The organism is Paenibacillus sp. FSL H7-0940 (genome assembly GCF_037979415.1).
Lineage (GTDB): Bacteria > Bacillota > Bacilli > Paenibacillales > Paenibacillaceae > Paenibacillus > Paenibacillus amylolyticus.
This window is the reverse complement of record NZ_CP150280.1, coordinates 4,882,338-4,895,617: the sequence shown is the minus strand read 5'-3', so window position 1 is coordinate 4,895,617 and position 13,280 is coordinate 4,882,338. Positions and strand designations below refer to the sequence as shown.

Here is a 13,280-nt window from a genome sequence, read left to right as displayed (position 1 = left end):
ACAACATTCAGTAACGAAACAAGTTTGATCTTTGAAAACTGAACAACGAGTGAGTAAACATTCTGCTTGCAGAATGAACGCAAAAGTTTGAGACAAGCCTTGGCTTGGATCGACTGGAGCACAAATGAGATTTTTAATCTCGTCAGATTCAAAATGAGCATATCGCTCTTTTCAATACTTTATTGGAGAGTTTGATCCTGGCTCAGGACGAACGCTGGCGGCATGCCTAATACATGCAAGTCGAGCGGAGTTGATAGGAAGCTTGCTTCCTTGATACTTAGCGGCGGACGGGTGAGTAACACGTAGGCAACCTGCCCTCAAGTTTGGGACAACTACCGGAAACGGTAGCTAATACCGAATAATTGTTTTCTTCGCCTGAAGGAAACTGGAAAGACGGAGCAATCTGTCACTTGGGGATGGGCCTGCGGCGCATTAGCTAGTTGGTGAGGTAACGGCTCACCAAGGCGACGATGCGTAGCCGACCTGAGAGGGTGATCGGCCACACTGGGACTGAGACACGGCCCAGACTCCTACGGGAGGCAGCAGTAGGGAATCTTCCGCAATGGGCGAAAGCCTGACGGAGCAATGCCGCGTGAGTGATGAAGGTTTTCGGATCGTAAAGCTCTGTTGCCAGGGAAGAACGCTTGGGAGAGTAACTGCTCTCAAGGTGACGGTACCTGAGAAGAAAGCCCCGGCTAACTACGTGCCAGCAGCCGCGGTAATACGTAGGGGGCAAGCGTTGTCCGGAATTATTGGGCGTAAAGCGCGCGCAGGCGGTCATTTAAGTCTGGTGTTTAATCCCGGGGCTCAACCCCGGATCGCACTGGAAACTGGGTGACTTGAGTGCAGAAGAGGAGAGTGGAATTCCACGTGTAGCGGTGAAATGCGTAGATATGTGGAGGAACACCAGTGGCGAAGGCGACTCTCTGGGCTGTAACTGACGCTGAGGCGCGAAAGCGTGGGGAGCAAACAGGATTAGATACCCTGGTAGTCCACGCCGTAAACGATGAGTGCTAGGTGTTAGGGGTTTCGATACCCTTGGTGCCGAAGTTAACACATTAAGCACTCCGCCTGGGGAGTACGGTCGCAAGACTGAAACTCAAAGGAATTGACGGGGACCCGCACAAGCAGTGGAGTATGTGGTTTAATTCGAAGCAACGCGAAGAACCTTACCAGGTCTTGACATCCCTCTGATCGATGCAGAGATGTATCTTTCCTTCGGGACAGAGGAGACAGGTGGTGCATGGTTGTCGTCAGGCTCGTGTCGTGAGATGTTGGGTTAAGTCCCGCAACGAGCGCAACCCTTATATTTAGTTGCCAGCACTTCGGGTGGGCACTCTAGATAGACTGCCGGTGACAAACCGGAGGAAGGTGGGGATGACGTCAAATCATCATGCCCCTTATGACCTGGGCTACACACGTACTACAATGGCCGGTACAACGGGCTGCGAAATCGCGAGATGGAGCCAATCCCAACAAAGCCGGTCTCAGTTCGGATTGCAGGCTGCAACTCGCCTGCATGAAGTCGGAATTGCTAGTAATCGCGGATCAGCATGCCGCGGTGAATACGTTCCCGGGTCTTGTACACACCGCCCGTCACACCACGAGAGTTTATAACACCCGAAGTCGGTGGGGTAACCGCAAGGAGCCAGCCGCCGAAGGTGGGATAGATGATTGGGGTGAAGTCGTAACAAGGTAGCCGTATCGGAAGGTGCGGCTGGATCACCTCCTTTCTATGGAGAATCGTTTCCTGCAACGGAAACATTCAAATAAGCAGGTTCTAAGAACCTGCAACAGCGATTCATTTCGGTCCGTCACTTCGGTGTGGATGAAATGAAGAGCAAAAGCAACTCACTCGTTGCTCAGTTTTGAGAGCTCAAACTCTCAAAACAGCTTGCTTTTGCATGGAGCTTGTTCTTTGAAAACTAGATATCGAAACGAAACAAACGCGAATTAGAACATTCCTTTAAGCTGATCTTGTGTAAACAAGTGAAGTGTTTTTATAAGGTAGATTGCACGTACGATGGTATCGAATGGGAGCGACTTTTGGCTTTGCGCAAGCAAAACAAGGGAAGCGAGCAGTCGAAACCGGAGCACGAGGTTAAGCTACTAAGAGCACACGGAGGATGCCTAGGCGCTAGGAGCCGATGAAGGACGTGGCGAACAACGAAACTGCCTCGGGGAGCCTGTAAGCAAGCTTTGATCCGGGGGTGTCCGAATGGGGAAACCCAGGCTGGGGTAATTTCCAGTTACTCATAACTGAATACATAGGTTGTGTAGAGGCATACCAGGGGAACTGAAACATCTAAGTACCCTGAGGAAGAGAAAACAATAGTGATTCCGTCAGTAGCGGCGAGCGAACGCGGAGAAGCCCAAACCAAAGAGCTTGCTCTTTGGGGTTGTGGGACGTCTCACATGGAGTTACAAAGGAACCGGTTAAGCGAAGAGGTCTGGAAAGGCCCGCCAAAGAAGGTAAAAGCCCTGTAGTTGAAAGTCTGTTCCCTCCGAGACGGATCCCGAGTAGTGCGGGGCACGTGAAACCCCGTATGAATCCGGCAGGACCATCTGCCAAGGCTAAATACTTCCTAGCGACCGATAGTGAAGCAGTACCGTGAGGGAAAGGTGAAAAGCACCCCGGAAGGGGAGTGAAATAGAACCTGAAACCGTGTGCTTACAAAAAGTCAGAGCCCGTTTTAGGGGTGATGGCGTGCCTTTTGTAGAATGAACCGGCGAGTTACGTTCCCGTGCAAGGTTAAGGTGAAGAGCCGGAGCCGCAGCGAAAGCGAGTCTGAATAGGGCGACTTAGTACGTGGACGTAGACCCGAAACCGGGTGATCTACCCCTGTCCAGGGTGAAGGTGCGGTAACACGCACTGGAGGCCCGAACCCACGCATGTTGAAAAATGCGGGGATGAGGTGGGGGTAGCGGAGAAATTCCAATCGAACTCGGAGATAGCTGGTTCTCCCCGAAATAGCTTTAGGGCTAGCCTCGGAAAACAGAGTCGTGGAGGTAGAGCACTGATTGGGTGCGGGGCCCGCAAGGGTTACCAAGCTCAGTCAAACTCCGAATGCCATAGACTTACTTCCGGGAGTCAGACAGTGAGTGCTAAGATCCATTGTCAAAAGGGAAACAGCCCAGACCATCAGCTAAGGTCCCCAAGTGTGTGTTAAGTGGGAAAGGATGTGGAGTTGCACAGACAACCAGGATGTTGGCTTAGAAGCAGCCACCATTGAAAGAGTGCGTAATAGCTCACTGGTCGAGTGACTCTGCGCCGAAAATGTAACGGGGCTAAACACACCACCGAAGCTATGGCTTGATGCTTTGCATCAGGGGTAGGGGAGCGTTGTATAAGGGTTGAAGGTGTACCGTAAGGAGCGCTGGACATTATACAAGTGAGAATGCCGGTATGAGTAACGAAAAGATCAGTGAGAATCTGATCCGCCGAAAGCCTAAGGGTTCCTGAGGAAGGCTCGTCCGCTCAGGGTAAGTCGGGACCTAAGGCGAGGCCGAAAGGCGTAGTCGAAGGACAACAGGTCGAAATTCCTGTACCACCGTAAGCCGTTATGAGCAATGGGGGGACGCAGTAGGGTAGTGACGCGGACTGATGGATGTCCGTCTAAGCAGTGAGGCTGATGTGTAGGCAAATCCGCACATTGTAAGGCTGAGCCTGTGATGGGGAGCGAAAATTATAGTAGCGAAGGTCATGATCTCACACTGCCAAGAAAAGCCTCTAGCCAGGTGATGGTGCCCGTACCGCAAACCGACACAGGTAGGCGAGAAGAGTATTCTAAGGCGCGCGGAAGAACTCTCGTTAAGGAACTCGGCAAAATGACCCCGTAACTTCGGGAGAAGGGGTGCCCCGGTAGTGTGAATAGCACGAGGGGGCCGCAGTGAAAAGGCCCAAGCGACTGTTTAGCAAAAACACAGGTCTGTGCGAAGCCGTAAGGCGAAGTATACGGGCTGACGCCTGCCCGGTGCTGGAAGGTTAAGGGGAGTGGTTAGGAGCAATCCGAAGCTGTGAACCGAAGCCCCAGTAAACGGCGGCCGTAACTATAACGGTCCTAAGGTAGCGAAATTCCTTGTCAGGTAAATTCTGACCCGCACGAATGGCGTAACGACTTGGGCGCTGTCTCAACGAGAGATCCGGTGAAATTTTAATACCTGTGAAGATGCAGGTTACCCGCGACAAGACGGAAAGACCCCATGGAGCTTTACTGCAGCTTGATATTGAATTTGGGTACGATCTGTACAGGATAGGTGGGAGCCTTTGAAACGTGAGCGCCAGCTTGCGTGGAGGCAACGTTGGGATACCACCCTGATCGTATCTAGGTTCTAACCTGGTACCGTAATCCGGTGCGGGGACAGTGTCAGGTGGGCAGTTTGACTGGGGCGGTCGCCTCCTAAAGAGTAACGGAGGCGCCCAAAGGTTCCCTCAGAATGGTTGGAAATCATTCGAAGAGTGCAAAGGCATAAGGGAGCTTGACTGCGAGACCTACAAGTCGAGCAGGGACGAAAGTCGGGCTTAGTGATCCGGTGGTACCGCATGGAAGGGCCATCGCTCAACGGATAAAAGCTACCCTGGGGATAACAGGCTTATCTCCCCCAAGAGTCCACATCGACGGGGAGGTTTGGCACCTCGATGTCGGCTCATCGCATCCTGGGGCTGAAGTAGGTCCCAAGGGTTGGGCTGTTCGCCCATTAAAGCGGTACGCGAGCCTGGGTTCAGAACGTCGTGAGACAGTTCGGTCCCTATCTGTCGTGGGCGTAGGAAATTTGAGAGGAGCCTGTCCTTAGTACGAGAGGACCGGGATGGACGTACCGCTGGTGTACCAGTTGTTCCGCCAGGAGCACCGCTGGGTAGCTATGTACGGACGGGATAAACGCTGAAAGCATCTAAGCGTGAAGCCCCCCTCAAGATGAGATTTCCCAGTATGTAAGACCCCTTGAAGACGACGAGGTAGATAGGCTGGGGGTGGAAGTGCAGCAATGCATGGAGCCTGACCAGTACTAATCGGTCGAGGGCTTATCCAATAGCAAGTGATAATTCGCATGTTTCGTTTCGAATCTAGTTTTCAGAGAACGATCTCTGAAATGAAAATTGGTACATCACAGAACGTGTGTATGATTTTCAGTTCCATATCTGATTTTAAGAAGCTATGCTTCGACAAATCGCGTTTGGTGGCGATGGCGGAGGGGTTCCACACGTACCCATTCCGAACACGACCGTTAAGCCCTCTAGCGCCGATGGTACTTGGACCGCAGGGTCCTGGGAGAGTAGGACGCCGCCAAGCAATCTAAAGACACACTTGATGATATCGAGTGTGTCTTTTTTATTTTAATCCTAAATACTTATATAAACCTTAACAGCCCTGGTAAATAACCAAGGCTGTTTTTTTATTTCAATATTTATGAGAATGTTAAATAACTTTAAAAGGATCATTTCTTCTCTATCATCGATTTAAGTACAACATCTGTCTATACTTTCATTTGGTTGCAAGCCTCCCCAAGGATTGTAAGGGAGTTCTGCAATGCATGCTGGGTTTCCGAATCAATGATGACGCCTTGTTTGTTCATTTTCAATGTAATATGAGGAATGGTTAAACAGCCCTCCTGTAGAACTTGTGCATTAATCATGTTTAGTGTGAGCAATAAGGAAGCATGGGCTTTGTCACCTCCCATGGGGCTTGGGGAAGCAGCAATGACAATGGTGGGTTTATTGAGCCATTCTCCAGAAGATACAACCCAATCTAGTGCGTTTTTTATGACCCCAGGAACGCCGTTTCCATACTCTGGCGTGCAGATAAGGACACCGTCCGAATGCTTAAGTTGGGCTCTCAAGTTCTGTACGGACACTGGACCCTCCTCGACATCGAGGTCAGGGTTAAAATGCGGCAGATCATTTAATCCATCATATACTTCAAACTTAAGGTTAGTGTGAGCCAGTTTAATCATGGCGTGCATTAGTAACGTATTGGAGGACTGATTGCGCAGACTTCCGGAAATGGCAAGGATATTTAATTCTTTTTTCATGGATATAGATCATCTCTATTCTTTAGTAATGTAGGGCAATTTGTTTATTTTCCTCCTGTTTGAATGAGCTGTCTATAAAAAACGCATATAATTAAGGCATTCTTCATGTTAGTCAGGGAATATCCACAATTCTTCATCAAAAATGCATGCCATCGTTTGTATTACTCTGGGTAATAGAATGAAGAGATCACTTTAAAATAAACAACTAACGAAAGAATCATAATAAATATTTTATAAAATTAGTACCAAGTACTAAGACTTAGTGATATAATGATAAAAAACAAGTGAGGTGACTACCGGTATGAATCATCAATCAAAGGCAACCATCACGGCAATGGGGACGTATGTACCGGATCGAATATTAACGAATGCTGATCTGGAGAAATTGGTCGAGACAAGTGACGAATGGATTGTACAGCGTACAGGTATGAGAGAACGGCGAATTGCAGCTGAAGATCAATTTGTATCTGACCTGGCTACGAAGGCTGTAGAAGATATGATACATCGTTATGATGTAAGTGTAGAAGATGTGGATATGATCCTAGTGGCTACAAGTACACCTGAATATGCTTTCCCAAGTACCGCATCCAGAGTACAGGCTAATCTTAAGATCCCACACACGGGTGTACTGGATTTAAATGCTGCATGCGCAGGTTTTACCTACGGACTACAGCTAGCCGACAGTCTGGTGACCAGTGGAATGTACCGCAAAGTACTGGTTACTGGAGCAGAGACATTATCCAAAATTACGGATTACACAGACCGCACGACTTGTGTATTGTTTGGTGACGGGGCGGGAGCCTTCTTGGTGGAGAGATCATCGGATGCTGAAGGTGACTTTATGGCAGCCATATCAGGTACACATGGAGAAGGCGGTGCACATCTCTATAAGAGTGGCTTGTCTTCGGAGATGAATGGTGTGCCTTTACAGGGCGAAGGTTGTTTAGTTCAGAATGGGCGAGAGATTTATAAGTGGGCTGTACGGACGATTCCAGAGCAATTGGGTAAACTTATAACGAAAGCTGAATTAAGCCCTGACCAGATTGACTGGTTTGTCCCGCATAGTGCCAACATGAGAATGATTGAAGCTGTTTGCGAACGTGGTCCGGTTCCTTTGGAACGTACTTTAACCAGTGTCGAGTATCGGGGGAACACATCTGCTGCTTCCATTCCGCTTGCTTTACAGCTTGCAGTGGATGAAGGGAAGTTGAAAGAAGGACAGAGCATAGCTCTCTTTGGCTTTGGCGGTGGTCTGACATACGCAGGCCTGGTGCTGAAATGGGGCGTGCCGGACAAGATTCAGGAATGAGTAACTTATGACTGTGCAACACAAAATAAATAGAGAAAAAAAGAGACCACCCAAACTTCATGCAGTCATGAAGAGGGTGGTCTCTTTATTGGGTTAACTCGTTTCAAAAAAGTGATATGATTGCATTTATTTTTTTGTTAACTGGATTGCTTAATTCCATAAATATTTTACGGCGTAAGTTTAGGCGCTTGGCGGTGATGTGTACCTTGTTCGTAGCTGTAAGCTAGCTTGATCAAGGTACCTTCATCAAAAGCACGACCCAGAAATTCCATACCTACTGGCAAACCATCAGTTGTGAAACCAGCAGGTACAGTAATCGCCGGGAAGCCGGAGAAAGGACTCAATCGGTTGTTACCACCAGAGTTTTGTCCTTCGCCAATAACACCAGCGGCTTGTGTGGACGTAGGGTAGATGATGGCATCCAGGTTATTGTCTGCCATAACTTTCAGTAGGGACTCACGTGTAACTTGGGTACGTTTCAGGACGATGTCCTTGTATTCGGTAGTCTCCAACGTTTGGCGTGCATCCCGAGTCTTCATGGATTGCTCCTGAGATTTGTCGAACTCTCCGGAAGCGATGATCTCGGACAGACTGTGATATGGAGCGTCTGCACCCAATGAGTCCAGATAGTCATTCAACTGGAACTTGAATTCATATCCACTAAGGCTTGGATATTTATTGATCTCAGTCAAGTTCGGGATGGAGATGGGAACTGCGGTAGCGCCCAGTGTCTTCAATTCTTCCACAGCGGTGTTGATCAAGTCAGCAACGGCTTTTTCTTCAGCTTTGGTACTTGGGATGAGTTCTGTGGCCACACCGATGCGTGCACCTTTCAGTCCGTTTACATCCAGGAAGTCTGTATAGCTGGAAGGGATTTTTCCAACCGCGTAAGCTGTAGCGACATCCTTTTTATCATATCCGGCTGTAGCATCCAACATGATTGTAGCGTCACTAACCGTACGAGCCATAGGTCCACCTACATCCTGTGTCAAAGCCAATGGGATAATGCCTTCACGGCTGGACAGTCCGATGGTTGGACGGATACCTACAAGGCTGTTGAAGCTGGATGGGATTCGGATTGAGCCACCAGTGTCAGTCCCCATGCCGGCTGCTGCAAAGTTAGATGCAATGGCAGCACCTGTTCCACCACTTGAGCCACCTGGATAGTGGTCCAGGGCGTAAGGATTAAGTGTTTGTCCACCTAATGAGCTGGATGTCGTGATGCCAAATGCGAATTCATGCAGGTTTGTTTTGCCCAAAATAATGGCGCCAGCTGCTTTGAGTTTCTTCACTTGTTCAGCATCGTGAGCAGGAATGGAATCTTTCAGACAGATACAGCCTGCGGTTGTCGGCATGTCATTGGTATCAAAGTTATCTTTCACCAGAATGGGAACGCCATGCAGAGGCCCGCGAGCACCTTGGGCTGCACGTTCTTCATCCAATTGCTCCGCAATTTGGAGTGCATCCGGGTTCAGCGTTAATACGGCGTTGATGCTTACACCTTGATCATCGTATTTCTCAATGCGGTCCAGATATTTCTGAACCAGCTCTTTTGATGTCAGTTTTCCTTTCGTCATTGCGGCCTGGAGATCCATAATGGTTGCTTCCTCCAGAACAAACGGTTTTATGTAGTTATAAATGCGGTCTTTCAGTATGGAGAGGTCATTCTCGGTAAGTACAGCGTTTGGAAGGAAGAGGGATTCCGTATAACCTTTCATCAACCCCGCAGTGTTCAATGCACCAACAGCACCTGCGAAAGTGGCTTCATCTGGAACATCCTTGAATGATTCGGAAGTCGAATCCAGCTTGAGCCATTGTTGCAAGGCGGCCGCAGCATCTTTACGTTGTACGGTTGTGCCAGAGAGCTTGTCCATGGTAAAAGGAACACCTGCAAGTGTAGCCGCTTCTTCCATAGCCTGAACAAATGCTGCCGGAGTTGCTGGCGCTTTTCCTTTGGATACAGCTGCTACTGTTGTTTTACTCGTAGGCGTTGCCGTTGCGGCTGATGCCGAAGGTACCGTTCCTCCCCATGTTGTGGCAACAACAGCACCTGCCAGTAACAAAGCCCCACTTTTTTTCAATACAGATCCATGATAAGTCATGCATCCACGCTCCCTTCCTGTGTCTCATTGATGTGTGTAGCAGCGATTCTGTTTCTATGCTTTTGACACATTGTATAGTTATGTCAGGTAATCTTACAAGGGTTATATTTATCCAAAAAAACGTATACATCAATACTTTACAGTGTTAATACTTATTCATGCTTCTGTTTACATGTACTCAGAAAAACTATTATATATTATGATGTGAAGAAATATAACATAAAAGCGGTATGTTGATTAAACATGAGGTTACGGGATGCGAGTAGATTAGGAAGTAGAGATGACAGAGCATACCTTTAGTGTGAAATGATATAATGAAAAGATAGGGATAAAAGAGACATAACGTTCTACCAGAGAGGAAGAGATATGAAGTGAAGACATTGGTACTCGCAGAAAAACCATCTGTAGCACGCGAAATAGCCAGAGTAATGGGGGCGCGTGATAAACATAAAAGTTATATGGAAGGCCCGAAATATATCGTTACCTGGGCGCTTGGACATCTGGTTGGATTAGCTGAACCTGAGGATTACGACAAAAAGTATGCAACATGGAATCTGGAGGACCTGCCCATTCTGCCAGATCGTACGAAACTGAAGGTACTTAAAGAGACCAACCATCAATATAAAGCCGTGCAGCAGCTGATGAAACGTCAGGATGTGGGTGAGCTTGTCATTGCGACGGATGCAGCACGTGAGGGAGAATTGCTGGCTCGTTGGATCATGCAGATGGCAGGGTGGAAAAAACCTTTTAAACGCCTGTGGATTTCATCCCAGACAGATAAGGCGATCAAAGACGGATTTGCTTCGCTGAAGCCAGGCAGTCAGTTCGACCGCCTCTATGAATCTGCACGTTGCCGGGCGGAAGCCGACTGGATGATTGGACTTAACGTGACCCGTGCACTAACCGTTCGTTTCAATGCACAGTTATCTGCTGGACGTGTACAAACCCCGACATTAGGCATGATTATGGATAGGGAAAATGAAATTACCGGTTTCCGCTCGCAGGAGTATGAGACGTTAACGGCAGATTTGGGAGATTTTCAGGCTGTGTGGCGGGCAACTGGGGGAGATTCGCGAATCTTTGACCCTCAGGAAACGCAGGAATTGAAGAAACGGGTAGACGGGCGCAAGGGTACGATTGCCCAAGTGAAGAAAAGCGAGAAGGTTGAGCCGCATCCACTGGCATATGATCTGACGGAACTACAACGGGATGCCAACCGGAAGTATGGTTTCTCTGCAAAGCAAACATCAAATGTCCTGCAACGTCTGTATGAACAGCACAAGCTTGTGACGTATCCGCGTACGGACAGTCGATACCTCACTTCGGATATGACAGCTACGTTGAAAGAACGGCTGGATAGTGTAGCCATTGGACCTTATGCGTCTTTGGCACGTCCTTTGCTGCGCAAAAATCTGAATATTACCAAACGTATTGTGGATGACAGCAAAGTTACGGATCACCATGCGATTATCCCAACGGAGCAGACGGTACTTTTGAATCAATTGAATCCAGAGGAACGCAAATTGTACGATCTGATTGTACGTCGTTTTATCAGCCTATTCTATCCGGCAGCGAAGTACGATTCGGTTGCGATCACGGTTCAGGTGGGGAATGACTCCTTCCATGTTAAAGGTACAACGGTGAAAGAAAGTGGATGGCGTGAAGTATACGGCGGCGATTACAGCGATGATGACGATGACCGTACTGATGATGCAGCAGACCATGAGCGTGCGCTTTTGCCAGATGTGCAGCAAGGGCAGTCCGTGACGGTTCAGCGTTGCCATATTAAAAGTGGACGGACGATGCCGCCCAAACGGTATACCGAAGCTGCTTTGCTTTCCCAGATGGAAAAGCATGGACTCGGCACTCCAGCTACACGTGCGGATATTATCGAGAAGCTGGTCAGTTCCGATACAATAGATCGTCAAGGCAACAGCATGCATCCAACCGGTAAAGGAAAACAGTTGATTGAACTGGCTGCCCCGCAGCTTCGTTCACCGGATCTGACTGCCCGCTGGGAAGCTGAACTGGAACGCATCGCTCGTGGGCAAGGGAAACCGGGGCCGTTTCTGGATAGTATCCGATCCATGGCGAAAGAGCTGGTGTCTACGGTAAAAGGCAGCAAAGCGGAGTATAAGCCGCATAATGTGTCCAATAGCCATTGTCCGGACTGTAATGCACGTTTGCTGGAGAAGAAGGGCAAGCGCGGCAAGTTTCTTGTATGTCCTACCGAGGACTGCGGGTATCGTCGTTCGGCAGAAAAGAGACTCTCCAATCGTCGTTGTGCGCAGTGCCACAAAAAGATGGAAATCAAAGAAGGTAAGGCGGGGTTATACGTACAATGTCTACCTTGTGGTATTACAGAAACGTTGGATAAGGACAAACAGCATGTGAACAAACGCGATCAGCAAAAGCTGGTGAAACAATATGCGAAGCAGGAGTCCATTGGGTCTAACCTTGGAGATCTGCTGAAGGCGGCTATGGAGAAAAAGGGAGAGTAACACGCTTGAGGGTAGTTGAAGTCGTATAAGATCCTCCGTTTTCAGGCAACGTAAGCCAAGGAGGTGATACCTACATGCCGCATAACAAACCAGAGAAAATTCATAACCAGCAAAACAAAGACAGTATTCGGGAAGAGAGTATCGCTGTGCGCCCGGACAAAGCAGCCAAAAGAGCACCAAGCCTGAACGGTATTCCAAAGCAGGAGTCCTAGGTTAGAGCAAGGTTAGCGTTATTACACAAAATTGCGGTTCCCTATCCGGTGCGTTGAACATGTCTCTGATGAGGACTATAATGGAGACAGGGAGATGTCCCGGGACAGGGGGATCGCTAGAATTATATGCAAACCGGACTTATATTGTGGTTTTTATTTATTAATGTAGTTGGTTATCTGGTGATGTCGGATGATAAGAGGCGTGCACAACAGCGTCGTGACCGTACACCCGAACGGACGTTATTCTTATTAGCATTCATAGGCGGTGCTTTGGGAGTCTGGATCGCGATGTATCGGAAAAGGCATAAGACTAAACATCCCAGCTTCACCATTGGCATTCCGCTGTTGTTATTCTTAAATGCGGTAATCTATGGTTACTTTATTCAATGAACACGGAACAAATGCGTAACCATTCAAACAAGACTTACGCTGAAGTGAAAGGTGTATCATTAATTCGTCTGATATGTAAATTCATTCGTATAAATGGTTCATTGTGGTTCCGGAACGTTTAAGGAGTTATATGGTTCTGTTAGTTTATTACATGTCAGACCGAAGCTTGCTTCGCGTGCTCTACATATAAAGGAAGGGACGGGATTCACATGTTATTTTCCAAAATATTAGTGGCTTATGATGGTTCCAAAGCTTCAAATAAAGCGCTTGATCGTGCGATTGAGCTAGCTAAAGTGTCCCCAAATGCAGTACTGGATGTCATTCATGCTTTTGATTTCCCGCGTGTATTCATCGGTGAGGGACTGGCTCCATTGCCACCTTCACTTAATAATGACTATTACAATCTGGCGGTACAGACAACAGATGAAGCGAAAGAACGAATTCAGGCTGCGGGTGTAACGGCCAATGTGGATCTGATTCAAGGAGCGGCAGCGGAAGTGTTGCTTGATTTTGCCAAAGAAAATGATTCTGATATCATTATTATTGGCAGCCGTGGACTGGGTGGTATTCGGGAATTTGTCCTGGGTAGTGTCAGTCACAATGTGGTGCAGCATGCGCAGGTTCCAGTACTGATCGTAAAATAATGGATGAAGTGTGGACGCACTGAAAAGCAGGAAGCCGGTTGTCTTCGAGAGATTGAAGAGGAGCCGGCTTTCTTTTATGGGATGAAATGGAT

The 13,280-nt window shown here is 48.2% G+C and carries 7 protein-coding genes and 3 rRNA genes; 8 read left to right on the top strand and 2 right to left on the bottom strand.

Annotated elements, in window-relative coordinates; translation table 11 throughout:
- Positions 1-179: 179 nt before the first annotated feature.
- The 3 genes from MHB71_RS21510 (at position 180) to rrf (ending at position 5,291) form a co-directional block, all read left to right on the top strand.
- Positions 180-1,733: ribosomal RNA gene (locus MHB71_RS21510) — 16S ribosomal RNA — on the top strand.
- Positions 1,734-2,099: 366 nt separating this feature from the next.
- Positions 2,100-5,031, top strand: a 23S ribosomal RNA gene (locus MHB71_RS21505).
- A 143-nt stretch (positions 5,032-5,174) separates the two neighbouring features.
- Positions 5,175-5,291 (top strand): 5S ribosomal RNA (gene rrf, locus MHB71_RS21500).
- The 16S, 23S and 5S rRNA genes sit together here, the layout of an rRNA operon.
- Positions 5,292-5,475: 184 nt before the next feature.
- On the opposite strand, the gene MHB71_RS21495 is transcribed toward rrf, so the two are convergent.
- Entirely contained in the window at positions 5,476-6,030 is a 555-nt protein-coding gene (locus tag MHB71_RS21495; protein ID WP_340027629.1) for an NADPH-dependent FMN reductase, read from the bottom strand.
- Between the two features lie 301 nt (positions 6,031-6,331).
- On the opposite strand from MHB71_RS21495, the gene MHB71_RS21490 reads away from it, so the two are divergent.
- A complete protein-coding gene (locus tag MHB71_RS21490) occupies positions 6,332-7,339 on the top strand; it encodes a ketoacyl-ACP synthase III (RefSeq protein WP_340027627.1) in 1,008 nt (335 codons plus the stop codon).
- Between the two features lie 167 nt (positions 7,340-7,506).
- Here the strand turns inward: MHB71_RS21490 and MHB71_RS21485 are convergent, their stop codons facing one another.
- Positions 7,507-9,441: an amidase family protein gene (locus MHB71_RS21485; RefSeq protein ID WP_340027625.1), complete on the bottom strand. Its 1,935-nt coding sequence runs from the start codon at positions 9,439-9,441 to the stop codon at positions 7,507-7,509.
- 371 nt (positions 9,442-9,812) lie between these two features.
- Here MHB71_RS21485 and MHB71_RS21480 point away from each other — a divergent pair, with 371 nt between their 5' ends.
- The 4 genes from MHB71_RS21480 (at position 9,813) to MHB71_RS21465 (ending at position 13,188) form a co-directional block, all read left to right on the top strand.
- Entirely contained in the window at positions 9,813-11,942 is a 2,130-nt protein-coding gene (locus MHB71_RS21480) for a DNA topoisomerase III (protein ID WP_340027624.1), read from the top strand.
- A gap of 74 nt (positions 11,943-12,016) precedes the next feature.
- Entirely contained in the window at positions 12,017-12,154 is a 138-nt protein-coding gene (locus tag MHB71_RS21475) for a hypothetical protein (protein WP_017690703.1), read from the top strand.
- 126 nt (positions 12,155-12,280) lie between these two features.
- Positions 12,281-12,544 (top strand): DUF1294 domain-containing protein, encoded by a 264-nt coding sequence (locus tag MHB71_RS21470; protein WP_017690702.1) that lies wholly within the window; start codon positions 12,281-12,283, stop codon positions 12,542-12,544.
- A gap of 209 nt (positions 12,545-12,753) precedes the next feature.
- Complete coding sequence (locus tag MHB71_RS21465; RefSeq protein WP_047840488.1) at positions 12,754-13,188, top strand: universal stress protein; 435 nt, start codon at positions 12,754-12,756, stop codon at positions 13,186-13,188.
- Positions 13,189-13,280: the final 92 nt, after the last annotated feature.

What these genes read in the sequence shown, in the direction of transcription:
- MHB71_RS21495 (WP_340027629.1), bottom strand. Translation starts at nt 6,030, where the DNA reads ATGAAAAAAGAATTAAATATCCTTGCCATTTCCGGAAGTCTGCGCAAT.
- MHB71_RS21470 (WP_017690702.1), top strand. Translation starts at nt 12,281, where the DNA reads ATGCAAACCGGACTTATATTGTGGTTTTTATTTATTAATGTAGTTGGT.
- MHB71_RS21475 (WP_017690703.1), top strand. Translation starts at nt 12,017, where the DNA reads ATGCCGCATAACAAACCAGAGAAAATTCATAACCAGCAAAACAAAGAC.
- MHB71_RS21490 (WP_340027627.1), top strand. Translation starts at nt 6,332, where the DNA reads ATGAATCATCAATCAAAGGCAACCATCACGGCAATGGGGACGTATGTA.
- MHB71_RS21485 (WP_340027625.1), bottom strand. Translation starts at nt 9,441, where the DNA reads ATGACTTATCATGGATCTGTATTGAAAAAAAGTGGGGCTTTGTTACTG.
- MHB71_RS21465 (WP_047840488.1), top strand. Translation starts at nt 12,754, where the DNA reads ATGTTATTTTCCAAAATATTAGTGGCTTATGATGGTTCCAAAGCTTCA.